Source organism: Ruegeria sp. YTSB088 (genome assembly GCF_059609825.1).
The window spans coordinates 60,811-75,339 of sequence record NZ_JBXWMM010000012.1; the positions used below are offsets into that span (position 1 = coordinate 60,811).

The window sequence follows — 14,529 nt, forward strand, 5'->3', positions numbered from 1 at the left end:
CCTCCGGCGGGAGTATTTTTGAAAAGATGAAGCAAGGGCGGTTTTGAAATGAGTTTGACGTCAGATCAGATGGAATTGCGCGAAGACGATATTCGCAAGCATTACCCGGCAGCGACCGCCTTGCTGAACGGTTTTGAACACGCGCCGCGGATCGCCAAACCCGTTGCGGCCACCGTCGAACGGTCTCCGGGCGTGTCGAGCGGGCGGCGGTTTCGCTCGACGACTCTGGGTTTGGTGACGCGGCGTACGGCACGCGCGGATGGTGTACATCTGGTCGAACGGATTGAGGCGTCGGATGATGGCGATGCGCTGGTCTCGCCGCGACAGGCCACCACACAGCAGGCCATTCGCCGGGCCATTGCCATCGCTCTGGCCGTGGCCGAGGCTTATGCGGAACAAACCCCGCTGTCCGACCTTAAACGCGCAAATCTGGCCGGGGACCTGCCTGCGGCGCGCAAGACTGAGTTTTCGGAGTTGCTGACGGCTGAGGCTCTGGTCACCTCGCATGTGTTTGGCAATGCGCTGGCCTATCTGATGTCTTCGCATCTGGGCGAAACCACTGTTGATGTTGGCGAAATCGAAGAGGTTTTGACTGACAATGGTCAATTGGCCCTGCACGGAGCGTTGTGGGAGCTGGACCAGACGCTGGCCAAACACGCGCCTGACGACGCGCACCTGATCGCGGCCACCAGTGCCTATGCTGAACAGCTGATGGACAAGGCCGCTCTGCGCGCCCAGTCCGCTGGCCATCTGGCCCCGTTTCAGAACGCCGCCTGGCATATCGAGGCGGATGACCTGACCATCCGGGGGTTCGAACCGGCCTCCAAGGCCAAATCCACCACCCTAACCATGACGTTCAAAAAACCGAACGAGGTGGTCGGCAACCATATCGCCAAATATCAGGCGATGAAGCTGGCCAAGATGGTGATGGCCTATGACTTCGACCGCCGCCTGAACCCGTTCGCGGAACTCGGCGGGTTCATCTTCACCTTCATGGGGGATGGCAAACCGGGCACCGGTAAGACAACCCTGATCCAGATGATGGCCGGGCTGATCAACGACTATTGCCAGAACGCGGGCTATCCGTTTCGCTATCAAAACCTGAGCACCGACAATATCGACAGCTATCAGGGCAAATCCGGCCAGAACGCTAAAGCCTTTATCAACACGATTATCGACCCCTCGGTCATCGGCTTCGGCACCATTGACGATATCGACCAACTGGCGGGCAAACGCGGCGACCGGCAGTCCTCGGCCGGGCAACTGGAAATCACCGCCGTTCTGATGGAGAGCTTTGCGGGCGCAAACACCGTTGTGCGCGGCAACTGCACCTTTGGCATGTTCTCGAACTACCCCGAGAATGTGGACGACGCCCTGCGCCAACGCGCGGGCGCGCGGTTCCTTGTGGACGGGCCGCAGACGCGCGAGGATTACATCGACATCCTGCACCTGCTGATGGGCCGCAACCACGACATCCCGCTGGGCGCGCACGAAGCCTATGCCGCGCAAGAGATCAAGAAAGCCGTCGCCGCCAGTTTCGAAAGCCATGCGCGCCCGCATGAGGACGCGCTGCTGCAGGTCTATGACCGGGTGTCTGGCGATATCGGCCAGATGGACACGATTGCCAAGCTGGGCACCTACCTCAAGGCGATCCAGCAGGCGGATGAGCGTTTCACGGGCCGCGCGATCAAGAACATCACCGACGCGGTGAAGGTCCGCGCGATGGATTTCGAACTACCCGACGAGTGGATGGAAAACCCTGACCTGTTCCTGTTCCGCGACTACGACACCAAGAAGGCGATGATCGAGGACCTGCGCCAGCCGATTACGGTTGAGATGGTGATACAAGAGATCAACCGCTACGCCGACAGCGAGTTCCGCTATGCCGACAAGAGCGACGAGGTCGCCATCGAAAACGCCGTCCGCGAGATGGGCCGGATGGAAGAGGCCAAGCGGCGGTATCTGGAGGGGAAGGGGTGACACTTTGATTAAGCTCCTAAGAAACTTCTTTTGCTCAATCAGAAAGGATGTGGAGAGTAAGGAACCATTAGTGCTCGGCAAGGCTCTAACTAAAGCCTTCTTAGCTCTAGTAGCTGTATTGGCGTTTCTCCCGCAATACACACCTGAAAATGGGTGGAGCCTAAGAGTATTCTCATTGTTGATGTCTCCAGCGAATGAAATTGGAGATACGTTCGCCGGTGTTGCCGGCGTATTAGCGTTTCTTTGGATAATTGTGACCGTTTGGTTGCAAAGCCAGGAACTGTCAGAGCAGCGTGAAGAACTCAGACTGACACGTCTCGAAATGGCCGAGCAGCGTAAAGCCACACAAGACATGGCGCGAGCAATATCTGCTCAGGCTAAGGTATTCGAAGATGAACAACGCCAGCGTATTGAAGTAAGAGCAGGTCAGGAAATGCGTGAGCTTGTACAATCGGTACACGAGCTAAGCGAGCCTCATGGTCATATCCAATGGAAGTACTATCGAGAAACGAACGGAAGCCGGGTAGAGTATGAAATAACTCTCTTCGATGATTGGTTAAATGACGACACCACAGCTTTTAAAGCACTTCCATTTATGGCCGGGGAAGTTGAGGATAATGTTCCTTACATAATCGAAAAAGAAAATGAGATAGTAACTCGCCCATCGCGATCAGAATTTCCCGAAGCTATTATGGAAAGGTTAGAAAAGTTGGAGGCTCTTTTTGTAGAGCTTTCGGCGGCAGACAAAGAGAAATTTAAGAGGGCAAAGATTCCCGAACTTAAGAATGCGTTGTCACAATCGTTGCAAGAAAAAATCTGGGCCGAGGATTTCTCATGATCCGCCTCATCGAAAAAGGCCTGATGTTTGGCAATCTCGTTCACATTTCCAGCCCGGCTCTGGTCGAGCGGTATAACCGCGCGTTGCAGCATCTGGCGGGCAAGACCACTCAGCTTTCGGATTTTCATGTCGATATCTCGGGCTATTCGCCGGAGGTGGGGATTGAGCTGGAGGACGAGCTCTACCTCAACCCCAACGGGGTCAACCGGCAGTTCATCCTGCTGACGACCGAGCAGAAACGCGCGCCTCTGCTGAACGTCAAATTCTCGACCTCGCGCGATATCCTGCGCGAGTTTATCGAGATGAACGAGGCGCAGCTGTTTGCCCTGACCGCCACCGATGCGGTGGCCGGAGAGCTGGTGAACTCGGTCATCAAACTCACCACGCCGCGCGATCTTCTGAACCTGCGCAAGATCGAGATCGAGGCCGATACCGCAGGCGGCACCCTGCGCAAGGCGCAGCAACTGGCGGGCATGGTTGAACGGTTCAAAACCGAAGAGGACGCCTGGTTCGACGATGTGCTGATCGCGAAAATGATCGAGACGGCCAGGGAAACCGGCGACGTCACCCGCAACCCGGTTCGTCTGCGCCACACAGATTTTGAGCAGCGCAATTTCTGGACGGCACATTTCGGCGGGCTGTACCTGTTTCCCGATCTGGACCACCCGGCTGCGATTTGCATGGGTGAAAAGCCCGACGACCTGCCGATCAAGTACACGTTTGACCCGTCACAGCGGAACCAAATCGCCAAGTTTCTGGATTACAACGATCTTGTCGAACCGATCGTCAAGGCGCGCGGCGTGGATGCCGCCGCGATCCTGCAACAGAAGATGGATTTCCTGACCGTTGACGCAGCGGCGGATGCGGATGTTGACCTGACCGGGTTGGACCGCAGCGACATGCGGCGGCTGGCGCGAAACCACTCGGATCGCCTGCCTGATGCCTATCACGGTCTGGCGCAACTGCTGCGCTGGGCGAGTGACGGGGGGCCGTGGCCGCGTATCACTTCGGACCATCCGGCTTATTTCTATACGTTACGCGCCGCGAATACGCCGAACCGTGATCTGGTAAACATGTTACTGGCCGAACTGGCCCCGCTGGACCCGCGCCAGATGTTCATCTGCCACAAGGAGTTGTTCTACAGCACGTATTCCAGATGGCCCGAGAGCAAGAAAGCCTATGTTGCCGATTTCCTTGCACGCGAGTATCAGGTGGACAAGCAAGGCGCCCGTGCCGCGCTGTTCGGGCATGAACCGGATATGAACGGCGACGATCGGGTCAGCGATGACATAATCGCACGGGTCGGCCCGTGGGGTTCGGTGAGGAAAGGCTGATATGTTCGGATTGTTGCGCCTTTTGCTGATCTTGTTGGTGATCCAGACGGTTACCTATTTCGCACTGTCTTTCTACTCGCGCGGGATGCGCCGTCGCAAACTGGAAACCTGGTGGGACGAAAAGGGCAAGACGGGCAACAAGGAAGCCTTTGTCGAACGCGGATTGCATGTGTATGACAACTCGTTTCGGCGTAAACTGATCTTGGGTGTCTATATCGTGCCGTGGGTGGCGATTGGCGCGATGATCTACATCGTGAATTACATGTGAGGGTTTAGGCATGGCCTATGTGAAATGGGCGTTCATTATCATTTTCTGGGGTACGATTGCCGTGATCCTGCAGTATTCGCTGCCGCAGCATGACATTGTGCGCATCGTGAATACCTATGAAGAACGGCAGGATCTGAACGATTGGACCCGGATATTCTGGTCAGAGCCGGAAGATCAGTCCACCAGCCTGTCCAACCGGGATGTGCAGTTCATTCAGGCGGTGCGGGCCAACGGAAAACCCATCGTGTACCGAAACGAGGATACCGGTTGGGGCTGGCCGCCGTATTTCAAGTTCGACACAGCGAACCTCTATACCGAGGCCAATGATGCTAAGTCGACCAAGGAAAACCCGAAATGGGTGGTCGTGACCCATTATGGTTGGCGAAACGAATTCATGTCGATCTTTCCCAACGCCATTTTCATCGAAGATGTAGAAGGGCCGGATGTTCGGATCATTCCCTGGTTCAATATCATCTTCCTGACGATCTTTGCCGCGTTGGTCTGGGCGATATGGGTGCGTTGGCGCAGGTTCCGGCAGGCTCGGATCGATCCGATGATCGAAAACGTGGAAGACGGGCTATATGCAGCCGGTGATGCCATTGAAGAGCGGCGCAACAAGTTTCGCCGCTGGCTGGACAGCTGGAAATCGAAATAGACCGCAGTTTTGGCGGGCGTGCCAGCAGCGCGCCCATCCAACTGGCTGTGCCGTTCACCTGACGATGAATTCCGCATGCAGCGCGCCTGCTGCCTTGATCGTTTTCAGAATGTCGATCATGTCCTGAGGCGAGACCCCAAGCGCGTTCAGACCGGCGACAACCTCGGACAACGTGGTGGCCTCGGGGATTTCGGCGAGGCCGGTCCCTTCTTCTTCCTCGATCCCTGCGATTGTACGTGGCACGACCACTGTTTCACCTCTGGCAAACGGGTTGGGCTGAACCGCAATCGGTGCCTCCTGAACCGTCAGCGTCAGATTGCCTTGAGAGACTGCCACACGCGAAATACGGACCTCCTGTCCCATGACAATGGTACCAGAGCGTTGATCGACAACAACACGCGCTTTTGATTCCGGTTCAACCAGAATGTTCTCAATGCGCCCTATGGCGTGGGCTGTTGAAACTGCCTGCGTCGCCGCGACGTTGAGCTCAACCGTGCCGGAATCCCGCATGATCGCCACGGCTCTGTTGAACTCGGTGTTTATCGCGGTTTCGATACGTGCGGCTGTGGTGAAATCGGGCTCTCTGAGTGCAAGGCGCATTTGAGTGAGGGTTGACAAGTCGAAGTCAATTTCACGCTCGACCCTTGCGCCGGACGGGATAACGCCCGAGGTTGGTACCCCGCGCACGACTGAAGCTGCCTCTCCTTCAGCCGAAACGCCGCCCGCAAGGATTGTGCCCTGTGCAACCGCATAGATTTGTCCGTCGGCCGCGTTCAGCGGGGTCATGATCAGAGTGCCGCCCAGCAGGCTGTTGGAATCGCCTATGGCTGAAACCGTTACATCGATTTGACCACCCACCCGTGCAAAAGGTGGCAGGCTGGCTGTGACCAATACCGCTGCCACGTTTTTGGGTCGGAAATCCTCACCGGTGACGTTGACACCAAGACGTTCCAGGATGTTGGACATGATCTCTTCGGTGAAAGGCGCGTTGCGTAACCCATCGCCGGTTCCGTTCAAACCGACAACCAGACCGTAACCCACAAGATCGTTGCCCCGGACACCATCAAAATCCACGAGGTCCTTGAGACGGATTGCCCCTGCCCAGGCCATGCCGGGAAGGAGGATCAGGAGAAGTATCAGCGCCCTCATCTCAGAAAATTTACAAGAGACAGGTTCGCATTGCGAACGGTTACGGAATACAGGCTTTCCAACTGAAATTGCACCGTTTGCAGTTTCGCTGCCGTCTCATAAGGATCGGCCGCGATCAGTTCGTTCCGGCTGAATTCCAGACTGGTTCGGGCTGCGGAATTGCGTGTTGCGGCCTCTTCAATGCGGGCTTCGGCTGCTCCGACTTTTGCCCGGAGCTTCACGGTTGCATCCTGTGCATTGGCCAGATCGACACCCAACTGCGTGAACAAAGCGGTGCGTTGATCGGGAGAAAGCGCCAATGTGCTGTCAGTGGCCAGTGCGGCTACTGCAACATCCCTGAGAGCGGCCTTGAACGCCGGGTCCATTGCCGTGATCGGCAGCGTGACGCTTTCGTTTTCCGATATCTGCATCGGAGACAGGGTGTTGCTTGACCCCTGATAAAATATGGCGTCAAACCCTGCCGGGTCGTTGAACCAGGTATCCGCCGCCAGCCGGATATCGGAGACGGTGACAAGCCCGGTTACCTGCGACTTCAGCGCTGCCAAAAGACCGTCCGAAGAGGACAGCGGCGACACATCAGTGGCAGTGCCGGAAAACAGGCTGCGTCCACCCACACGTGTGTTCAGCGCCGAGATCATCGTGTCCAGCTCATTTTTGGCCTGTTGGGACGCTTGTTCATGATTAACGGGCTGATTGGCGGTTTCGTAAGCCAGCAAAGACGCGGTCATGTCTCCAACCGAATCTCCGAAGGTTTTTAGGCTCAGTTGCATGGCATCGGTGAACAGGGCCGCTTCGGACGTTGCGATGCCAAAGGCGTCGAGTCTGGCGAGGCTGCGGTCGAGATCCAGAATTTGTGAATAATCCCCGCCAAGCCGACCCGAGATGTCCTTTACCTGCCCGGTGGACATCTTGTAGGAGAGGGTTTCGATCTGGGTTTTGATATTTGTTGCGCGGGTTCGCAAGGTCATTCCTCGCGCCAAATCGCCGATAGAAGTGATGTTCATGGTCACAACCTCAGAAGAGTTTCCAGAAGCTCGTCAACAACCGAGATGACACGGGCGTTTGCGGCATATGTCTGTTCGATCTGCATGAGCCGTTGCAGTTCCTGATCGGAATCCACGCCCTGGGCGGCCTCGATCTGCGCCATTTGCTGCTGGAAGCTGTTTGCAAAAGTCTTGCGCTGATCTGCGGCATGGGCGTATGCGCCTGCTTTCGACAACAGGGCCTCGGTCAACTCGGCAGCGCGCATGTTTCCCGTACCGAACAGCCCGCCGGGTATCGGACGCGCGTCGGTTAATATGTCCCCGAACGCGCGCAGTTGTGCGGCCTGCCCGGGGTCACCCGGTGTTGCGGCACCCAGACCCGCGCGCAGTTTCCAACTGTCCCCGCCATTGTCAGGGTCGACCGTAGAATTGAGTGAGATCCGTGATGCAAGTCCGACAACAGATGCTGGATCAAAGCGGTTGCCGTTATCGGTAAACAGACCGGGATCTGTCGCAAGAACCGACATATCCAAACCCGGCGTTTCAAATCGCTCAATCAAGTCTTGCGCAACCGTGTCCAGCTGAACCTGCGCCTCAACCGATAATTCGTCACGGATGGTGAACTGCGCCATCAGCGCTCCGCCGCGGATTTGAGCGTTGTCTCCGCTTGTCCGTACCGGGTTGCCGTTCATTTCCAGACCGGACAAAAGACCATTTGCCACTGTCATGTGGGGCTTTGTTTCACCGGTCGTAGAAAACGTGAATTCCGAGGCTTTGCCTTCCAGCAGGATCAACCCACCTTCTGAGTACAGCGACACCTGATCATTGGCGCGAGGTACGACATTGACCGGGATCAGGGCATTGACCTGATCGATCAGGACGTGTCGCTGATCCAACAGGGCACCGATGTCACCGCCAGAGTTCTGTATGGCGGGAAGCTTGGCATTCAGGTCTTCGATATCTTTCAGAGTCTGATTCAGGCTGTCGATCTGAGCGCCGATTTTTCGATCTGCGTCCGAGCGCGCCTGGCGCACGCCCTCTGATGCTGCATTCAGTTCATTGGTCAGATCGCGGGCCGAACGCGCAACCTGATCCAGCCGTTCGATAGAGTCAGGCAGACTGGCCGCCGTGATAAAGGCGTTTTCTAACGAGGATAGACGGGTAGATAGCGAAGGGCCGTCGGCAGGAGACCCCACCAGTTGTTCGAACTGCGAGTGAAAGTCCGAAATGGCCGATCGAAAGGTGAGTTCGGCGTCAGACGAACGTCTGTTGGTGGTCAAAACCGGATCCTGATGCCGGACCACGCCAACGGTGCGGACGCCATTTCCGGATATTGGACTTGTCGTAAGTTCGAGAGACCGACGCGCATAACCGGGGGTCAGCGCATTCGCGATGTTTCCGGACACCACAGCGGCCCCGCGACTGGCCGCAGTCAGCCCGCCCAATGCATTATTCAGTGCTGTCGACATGTTCATGAGGCCGCTCCTTTCTTTAGGTCAGAGCTTGATCAACGTTTCAGGTTTGTCGTTTCCTGCAGCATCTCGTCCACCGTCTGGATCACTGTGGCGCTGGAAGAATAGGCGCGCTGCGTTTGGATCAAGGATGTCAGCTCGGTGGCCACATCCGTGGTGGATTCTTCACGCGCGAACGAGACGAGATCTCCGGTAGGACCTTCGCCTGCGTTCCAAAGAAAGAACGTGCCGCTTTCACAGGATGGCGCGTAGGTCTGGCTGTCCAACGCGGTCAGGCCGTTGGGATTGGGGACATCTGCCAGCGGAATCTGGTACATTCGGCGGCTGACGCCGGTGTCGTACAACGCGTGGACATATCCGTTCTCATCGACCTGAACGCTGGTCATTGTGCCAACGGCAGAACCATCACGTGTGATCGAAACAGGTGCAAACGTGTCGGATAATTGGGTTATGCCATCTGCATCCCCAATCAGGCCAATATTGACCTCAACCGGTCCGCCGGCAACATTGACCATGACACTGCCCGTTGCTGGGTCATAAGCACCGCCAGAAACAGGTGTGACGCTAGCCAAGGTGCCGCCAGCCGTTCGGTTGTCGGTGAAGGCCAGCGTGTATTCCCCAATGATCGCGCTGCCCGAGGCCGAGTCACGCAAGACCATGGTCCATTCGTTGCTGCTGCCGGATGCGGGAACAGTTGGGATCAGCTCAATATCGATGCTCTCGGATTTGCCGAGATTGTCGAAGTATTCAACCGACAAAGGTTGAGCGTCCCCCGGAGCACCCGCATCTGTCGCCGTGGCCGGCAAGTTCATACGCAGGTTCATTTGCGTGGTGGGCGCGCCCGATAACTGGTTGACACTCAGCTGAATGGGTTCAAGCGCAGCAGGCGTGTCGCGCGAAACCGGTGGAATAGTGCCATCTGGTACAGCGGGCCATCCCAGAAGAACAAGGCCAGATTCGGTGACCAAATATCCTTCTTCATTGGTACGGAATGACCCTGTTGTTGTCAGCAACATCTCGTTCGAGTTATTCCCGACCTGAGAGCTGGGGCGCACAGGCAACATGCCGCGCCCCCGTACTGCCAGATCAGTTGAGTTGCTGGTTGTGACCAGAGGCCCGCGCTGATCAACCATGCGCTGGCTTGTCGTCCGCACGCCGCCTGCCGAATAGCTGCCACCCTGACCGGACGTGACCATTGAATGAAAATCCGTCTCGACCCGTTTGTACCCAAAGGTCGAAGAATTCGCGATGTTGTCGGATATCGTCGCCAGCCTGTTGGCATTGGCTTTCAGCGCCGCCACACCGGCATTGAGCGAAGAGGAAATGGTCATGGGTGCGCCCTTCTGTTGCGTCCGTCTTTGGTGCAACAGGTAACGCACAGCCCCTTAACAGCGCGCTAACATGTAAAATGCGCTCTATAGTTCAGGGTTGGCGCAGGAAGATCACTTCTATCCTGTTGTTTCGCGCAGCCATGGGATTGTCGGATAACAATTCTCTGTCTGCATGGCCCGTAACACGATCCATCCTTTGTGCCTCAACGCCCTTGTCCTGCAGTAACTGACGCAATGTTTGTGCCCTGGCGGTGGACAGATTCCAGGCTGTGTTGCGCGCCTGCACAACCGGAGACGCACTGACATGCCCTTCGACAGCCATCGAATTGACAACAAGATCCGAGGCCCGGGCGATGATCAGGGCCAGGGCCCGCAGAAAGCTGGTTGGTTTGTCAGAGTCTGCTTCGAACAATGCCTGATCGTCGGTGTCGAACAGTTCCACCACCAAACCTTCATCGGTGACCCGTGTGACGATATGCTTGAGCAGTTTGTCCGAGACCTCGCTTTCACCGGTACGCCCCAGCAGTTGCGCCTCCAACGTAGTGAAGTCTTCTTTGTTTCCTTTGCCGCCGCCTTCGGCATTCACTCCGATTGAACCACGGGCTTGATGCGATTCGGTCGGGTGCCTGGTCGTGGCACCCTGACCGTCTCGCAACAGCGTGTCTTCAGACAACATGCTGTCGCCGCCAAAGGCTCCGTCGCCGCCGCCGGATTCCGGGCTCAGCGGGATTGTTGGCGCAAAATAATCTGCCAACCCTTTTCGTTGCTGTTCCGTTGTTGCGTTCAGCAGCCACATCAACATGAAGAAGGCCATCATGGCCGTAACAAAGTCTGCATACGCGACTTTCCACGCGCCACCGTGATGGCCGTCGCCACCCGATACACGCTTCTTCTTGATGATGATTGGCGCCGCATTGGTTTGCGCACCCATCTCCACCACCTTTTTATCACCCGACTATCTGAATAGCTGTGCAGGTCTTAAGGCGGCCTTAATACTTAAAACTGCTCAGAGTTCGCTAACGCGGCAGGCCAGTGGAAGCCCGGCGCAGAGTCAGCGATAAGCGGTTAAAGCTGTTTTCAATCCCTTCGGAGTCGGGTTTGCTAAAAAACGAGTCCAACTCCTCATGAACGCGCACGGCCTGATCCAAGAGCGGGTCTGATCCTTCTGAATACAGCCCGGCCTTTATCATGACTTCGGATTGTTCGTAGCTGCCGACAAGTTTGCGGGTTTCGTTGATCATCAGGTTTTCGGCCTCGGACGCGGCCTCTGGAAGGCTGCGGGATACGGATTTGCTGAGGTCGATGGCCGGGAAGCGCCCGCGTTCGGCAATCTCGCGGCTGAGCACGATATGCCCGTCCAATACACCGCGCAGAATGTCGGCGATGGGTTCATCCATGTCGGAACCCGCGACCAGGACGCTGAACACGGCGGTGATATCACCCTGCTCCTGCGTGCCGGGGCCTGCGCGTTCACACAGATTGGCAATCAGCGGGGTGACAGAGGGTGGATACCCTCGGAGCGAAGGAGATTCGCCCATGGCAATGGCGATTTCACGGTGCGCTTCCGCGAAACGGGTTACCGAATCGGCCAGAAACAGAACGTTCAGCCCCAGATCCCGCAGAAACTCTGCCGCTGACATGGCCGACCACGCGCACCGTCTGCGCGCCAATGCAGACTGGTCGGACGTTGCGGCGACCACGATAGTGCGCTTCATGGCTTCTGGACCGATAGCGCGGGCAACAAACTCGTTCACTTCACGCCCACGTTCGCCGACGAGAGCCACCACAACCACGTCAGCCTGCATGAAGCGCGCCAGCGTCGACAGCAACGTTGATTTCCCCACACCCGATCCCGCAAACAGCCCAACGCGTTGACCGCGCACAATCGGCAGCATGGTGTTGAGAACGGATAGTCCGGTGGCCATCCGCTTTCCCAATGGCTTGCGCGCCACCGCAGGCGGGGGTGCCTGCATGATATCGCGATCCTGTGGCCCGTTCAGCAGGGGTTTTCCGTCCAGCGGATTGCCAAACGGATCAAGGACGCGCCCAAGCCAGTGCAATGCGGGCGCGAATCCCGGCGAGGGATCGAGATACACGCGATCCCCGAGGCTGACACCATCCGGGGCGGCACCCGGTATCATATGGATATGGTCTGCACACACATGCAGCACTTCACCGGCCAGATCGGGCCCCGCGCGCCGCCGCAATGCAAGCAAGTCTCCGATTCGCGCATGTTCGTTGAGGCCACTGATCTCGATCAACCCTTTTGCGACGCCGCTGACCAGACCCACGTGGCGGATCGAAGTCATCCGATCGAATTCATGTTTCAGAAGCATCGGGTCGAGATCGGACATCTTAGGTTCTCCAATTGGGTTCTGAAAACGGTTTCTAAAGGAATCGGGGTTAAGCCTTGGTTGAAATTGATCGAGGGAGAAGCCCCGATGTTCTATGACTTGAACGTCCTTAAGACCGCGTACGCAATGGCAACCCATGCCGGGCAACGGCAGGCGGTGATTGCGCGCAACATGGCCAATGCGGATACGCCGGGCTACCAGCCGCGCGATATTGAGCCCTTCCATAAAGCACTTGAAACCTCAGGACGCGAAGTGACCATGGTGGCCACGCGGCGTGGTCATCTGCACGGCGGCACGGGTGCGCAGCCCTGGGCAGAGCACCAGGCCGCTCCGTCGGGTGATCCAAATGGCAACGGCGTATCGCTTGAAGAAGAGATGCTGAAATCGGTCGAGGTAAAACGACAGCACGACCGCGCGTTGGCGATCTACAAATCCTCGATGAACATCCTTCGCACCAGTCTGGGACGTGGATAAGGAGGCCGAGGATGAGCGATTTTTCCCACTCATTGGCTGCATCCGCCAGCGCCCTGCGTGCGCAGGCAGCCCGGCTGCGCCACGTGTCCGAAAACATATCGAATGCGGATACGCCCGGGTATCGACGCAAGACAGTGCCGTTTGAGACCATCGAAAAAGATGGTCAGAACGTGGTGCAAGCCGGCCGTGTAAAGCTTGATCGACGCGACCTGACCCGCATTTTCGACCCCGGCCACCCGATGGCAGATGCCAGTGGTCACTATCAGGGATCGAATGTCGATCTGATGATCGAAATCGCTGACGCACGCGAGGCGCAGCAGAGTTATGAAGCCAACCTCAAGATGTTCGATCAAACACGGCAAATGTCGTCGTCGTTGATGGAATTGCTCAGAAAATAAAGGACAGCCAGAATGGACATCCGATCCTTAACCGCCGCGCAGAATTATGCCGGTGCACGTCCTGCAACCCAAGCCGACCCCGATCACTCGGGCATGGTGCAGGGACTGAAGGCAGGTTTTCAGGACTTTGCATCCACGCTGAGACACAGCGAGCAGATGTCGCAGACCGCGATGGTCGGGCAAGCCGACCCGCACGCGCTTGTGCAGGCGCTGGCACAGACCGAACTGGCCGTTGAGACAGCTGTGATCGTTCGCAACAAGGTGGTCGAGGCCTATCAGGAAATCCTGCGGATGCCGGTCTGATACCATGCTGAGCGAAGGTCTTTTCTATGACATCGTGCGTCAGGCCCTCTGGATCGCGGTCATCACATCGGTTCCGATTCTGGCGGTTGCTCTGGTTTCGGGTCTGATCGTCGGTCTGCTTCAGGCGCTGACGTCGATACAGGAAATGACGCTGACCTTCGTTCCCAAACTGATCGCCATCGTCGTCGTGTTCTGGATCTCGATGGGGTTCATGACTCAGACCCTGGTTATGTTTTTCACCGGAACGCTTGTTCCATTGATTGCAGGAGGTCACTGATGGACACCGCCTATGTCACCTTGTCCCGCCAGTCCGGGCTGATGAATGAAATGCGCCTGGTTGCGAACAACATCGCAAATGCCAACACGACCGGCTATCGCCAGCAGGGGTTAGTGTTCTCAGAGTTCATTCAGGTTGTGCCGAACAGCCCCTCCCTCTCCATGAGCCGGGCCGAGGCGCGAAATACGTCGATGCAACAGGGTGTGCTTACGCAAACCGGCGGGCAATTTGATTTCGCTATCGAAGGCGACGGGTTCTTCATGGTCGAAACCCAGGATGGCAACCGACTGACGCGGGCTGGCAGCTTTTCTCCCAATGCTGATGGCGATCTGGTTTCAATGGATGGCGCACGTGTGCTCGATGCCAATGGCGCCCCCGTGTTTATCCCGCCTGATGCCGCGTCAATCGATGTCGGCAGCGACGGAACGCTGAGTGTGAATGGTCAACTTCTGGGTCAGCTGGGCGTTTTCAACGTCGCCGACACGAGCGAACTTGCACGCGAAGGGAACACACGTTTCCGTACTTATGGCGCAATTGATCCGGTCGATGAGCCGGTTGTTTTGCATCGCTTTCTCGAAGGGTCAAACGTGAACGCCATTCAGCAGGTGACCCGATTGGTGGAAATCCAGCGCGCCTATGAGCTGGGGCAAAGTTTTCTCGAGAGTGAAGATGAGCGCGTGCGTGGCGCACTCAAAGCGCTGATGCGCTGAATT

16 protein-coding genes are annotated in these 14,529 nt (G+C 57.0%); 10 read left to right on the top strand and 6 right to left on the bottom strand.

Annotated elements, in window-relative coordinates:
* The first annotated feature begins 48 nt into the window (after nt 1–48).
* The 5 genes from AC2FFA_RS17810 to AC2FFA_RS17830 are packed head-to-tail and all read left to right on the top strand — an operon-like array spanning nt 49 to nt 5,075.
* Nucleotides 49–1,980, top strand: a complete 1,932-nt coding sequence (locus AC2FFA_RS17810; protein ID WP_496852599.1) for an AAA family ATPase — start codon at nt 49–51, stop codon at nt 1,978–1,980.
* A 4-nt stretch (nt 1,981–1,984) separates the two neighbouring features.
* Nucleotides 1,985–2,818: a hypothetical protein gene (locus tag AC2FFA_RS17815; RefSeq protein WP_496852600.1), complete on the top strand. Its 834-nt coding sequence runs from the start codon at nt 1,985–1,987 to the stop codon at nt 2,816–2,818.
* A complete protein-coding gene (locus AC2FFA_RS17820; RefSeq protein WP_496852601.1) occupies nt 2,815–4,152 on the top strand; it encodes a DUF6638 family protein in 1,338 nt (445 codons plus the stop codon). Before AC2FFA_RS17815 ends, AC2FFA_RS17820 begins: the two co-directional genes overlap by 4 nt.
* A 1-nt stretch (nt 4,153) precedes the next feature.
* Entirely contained in the window at nt 4,154–4,420 is a 267-nt protein-coding gene (locus AC2FFA_RS17825) for a hypothetical protein (RefSeq protein WP_117871028.1), read from the top strand.
* Between the two features lie 10 nt (nt 4,421–4,430).
* On the top strand, nt 4,431–5,075 hold the full coding sequence (locus AC2FFA_RS17830) for a DUF1523 family protein (RefSeq protein WP_496852602.1): 645 nt from the start codon (nt 4,431–4,433) through the stop codon (nt 5,073–5,075).
* A gap of 54 nt (nt 5,076–5,129) precedes the next feature.
* On the opposite strand, the gene AC2FFA_RS17835 is transcribed toward AC2FFA_RS17830, so the two are convergent.
* From AC2FFA_RS17835 to AC2FFA_RS17860, 6 genes are all read right to left on the bottom strand, one after another.
* Nucleotides 5,130–6,224: a flagellar basal body P-ring protein FlgI gene (locus tag AC2FFA_RS17835; RefSeq protein ID WP_117871024.1), complete on the bottom strand. Its 1,095-nt coding sequence runs from the start codon at nt 6,222–6,224 to the stop codon at nt 5,130–5,132.
* Nucleotides 6,221–7,228 (bottom strand): flagellin, encoded by a 1,008-nt coding sequence (locus AC2FFA_RS17840; RefSeq protein WP_496852603.1) that lies wholly within the window; start codon nt 7,226–7,228, stop codon nt 6,221–6,223. The genes AC2FFA_RS17835 and AC2FFA_RS17840 overlap by 4 nt, the downstream gene beginning before the upstream one ends.
* A gap of 2 nt (nt 7,229–7,230) precedes the next feature.
* Nucleotides 7,231–8,682: a flagellar hook-associated protein FlgK gene (flgK, locus tag AC2FFA_RS17845; protein ID WP_496852604.1), complete on the bottom strand. Its 1,452-nt coding sequence runs from the start codon at nt 8,680–8,682 to the stop codon at nt 7,231–7,233.
* A gap of 32 nt (nt 8,683–8,714) precedes the next feature.
* A complete protein-coding gene (locus tag AC2FFA_RS17850; protein ID WP_496852605.1) occupies nt 8,715–10,010 on the bottom strand; it encodes a flagellar hook protein FlgE in 1,296 nt (431 codons plus the stop codon).
* Nucleotides 10,011–10,101: 91 nt separating this feature from the next.
* The gene (locus AC2FFA_RS17855) at nt 10,102–10,941 is read right to left on the bottom strand and encodes a flagellar motor protein MotB (RefSeq protein ID WP_496852606.1); all 840 of its coding nucleotides are present in this window, start codon (nt 10,939–10,941) and stop codon (nt 10,102–10,104) included.
* A gap of 85 nt (nt 10,942–11,026) precedes the next feature.
* Nucleotides 11,027–12,346: a FliI/YscN family ATPase gene (locus tag AC2FFA_RS17860; RefSeq protein ID WP_496852664.1), complete on the bottom strand. Its 1,320-nt coding sequence runs from the start codon at nt 12,344–12,346 to the stop codon at nt 11,027–11,029.
* 105 nt (nt 12,347–12,451) lie between these two features.
* On the opposite strand from AC2FFA_RS17860, the gene AC2FFA_RS17865 reads away from it, so the two are divergent.
* The 5 genes from AC2FFA_RS17865 to AC2FFA_RS17885 are packed head-to-tail and all read left to right on the top strand — an operon-like array spanning nt 12,452 to nt 14,526.
* On the top strand, nt 12,452–12,838 hold the full coding sequence (locus AC2FFA_RS17865; RefSeq protein WP_117871011.1) for a FlgB family protein: 387 nt from the start codon (nt 12,452–12,454) through the stop codon (nt 12,836–12,838).
* An 11-nt stretch (nt 12,839–12,849) separates the two neighbouring features.
* Complete coding sequence (gene flgC, locus AC2FFA_RS17870) at nt 12,850–13,236, top strand: flagellar basal body rod protein FlgC (protein WP_496675207.1); 387 nt, start codon at nt 12,850–12,852, stop codon at nt 13,234–13,236.
* Between the two features lie 12 nt (nt 13,237–13,248).
* A complete protein-coding gene (gene fliE, locus AC2FFA_RS17875) occupies nt 13,249–13,539 on the top strand; it encodes a flagellar hook-basal body complex protein FliE (protein ID WP_117871007.1) in 291 nt (96 codons plus the stop codon).
* A gap of 4 nt (nt 13,540–13,543) precedes the next feature.
* Complete coding sequence (locus AC2FFA_RS17880; protein WP_496852607.1) at nt 13,544–13,816, top strand: flagellar biosynthetic protein FliQ; 273 nt, start codon at nt 13,544–13,546, stop codon at nt 13,814–13,816.
* Complete coding sequence (locus AC2FFA_RS17885; protein ID WP_496852608.1) at nt 13,816–14,526, top strand: flagellar hook-basal body complex protein; 711 nt, start codon at nt 13,816–13,818, stop codon at nt 14,524–14,526. Before AC2FFA_RS17880 ends, AC2FFA_RS17885 begins: the two co-directional genes overlap by 1 nt.
* The last annotated feature ends 3 nt before the right edge of the window (nt 14,527–14,529 follow it).

Coding starts and splice junctions, on each gene's coding strand:
- AC2FFA_RS17850 (WP_496852605.1), bottom strand. CDS start 10,010: ATGACCATTTCCTCTTCGCTCAATGCCGGTGTGGCGGCGCTGAAAGCC.
- AC2FFA_RS17830 (WP_496852602.1), top strand. CDS start 4,431: ATGGCCTATGTGAAATGGGCGTTCATTATCATTTTCTGGGGTACGATT.
- AC2FFA_RS17840 (WP_496852603.1), bottom strand. CDS start 7,228: ATGAACATCACTTCTATCGGCGATTTGGCGCGAGGAATGACCTTGCGA.
- flgC (WP_496675207.1), top strand. CDS start 12,850: ATGAGCGATTTTTCCCACTCATTGGCTGCATCCGCCAGCGCCCTGCGT.
- AC2FFA_RS17855 (WP_496852606.1), bottom strand. CDS start 10,941: ATGGGTGCGCAAACCAATGCGGCGCCAATCATCATCAAGAAGAAGCGT.
- AC2FFA_RS17825 (WP_117871028.1), top strand. CDS start 4,154: ATGTTCGGATTGTTGCGCCTTTTGCTGATCTTGTTGGTGATCCAGACG.
- AC2FFA_RS17835 (WP_117871024.1), bottom strand. CDS start 6,224: ATGAGGGCGCTGATACTTCTCCTGATCCTCCTTCCCGGCATGGCCTGG.
- AC2FFA_RS17810 (WP_496852599.1), top strand. CDS start 49: ATGAGTTTGACGTCAGATCAGATGGAATTGCGCGAAGACGATATTCGC.
- flgK (WP_496852604.1), bottom strand. CDS start 8,682: ATGAACATGTCGACAGCACTGAATAATGCATTGGGCGGGCTGACTGCG.
- AC2FFA_RS17865 (WP_117871011.1), top strand. CDS start 12,452: ATGTTCTATGACTTGAACGTCCTTAAGACCGCGTACGCAATGGCAACC.
- AC2FFA_RS17860 (WP_496852664.1), bottom strand. CDS start 12,346: ATGCTTCTGAAACATGAATTCGATCGGATGACTTCGATCCGCCACGTG.
- AC2FFA_RS17885 (WP_496852608.1), top strand. CDS start 13,816: ATGGACACCGCCTATGTCACCTTGTCCCGCCAGTCCGGGCTGATGAAT.
- AC2FFA_RS17820 (WP_496852601.1), top strand. CDS start 2,815: ATGATCCGCCTCATCGAAAAAGGCCTGATGTTTGGCAATCTCGTTCAC.
- AC2FFA_RS17880 (WP_496852607.1), top strand. CDS start 13,544: ATGCTGAGCGAAGGTCTTTTCTATGACATCGTGCGTCAGGCCCTCTGG.
- fliE (WP_117871007.1), top strand. CDS start 13,249: ATGGACATCCGATCCTTAACCGCCGCGCAGAATTATGCCGGTGCACGT.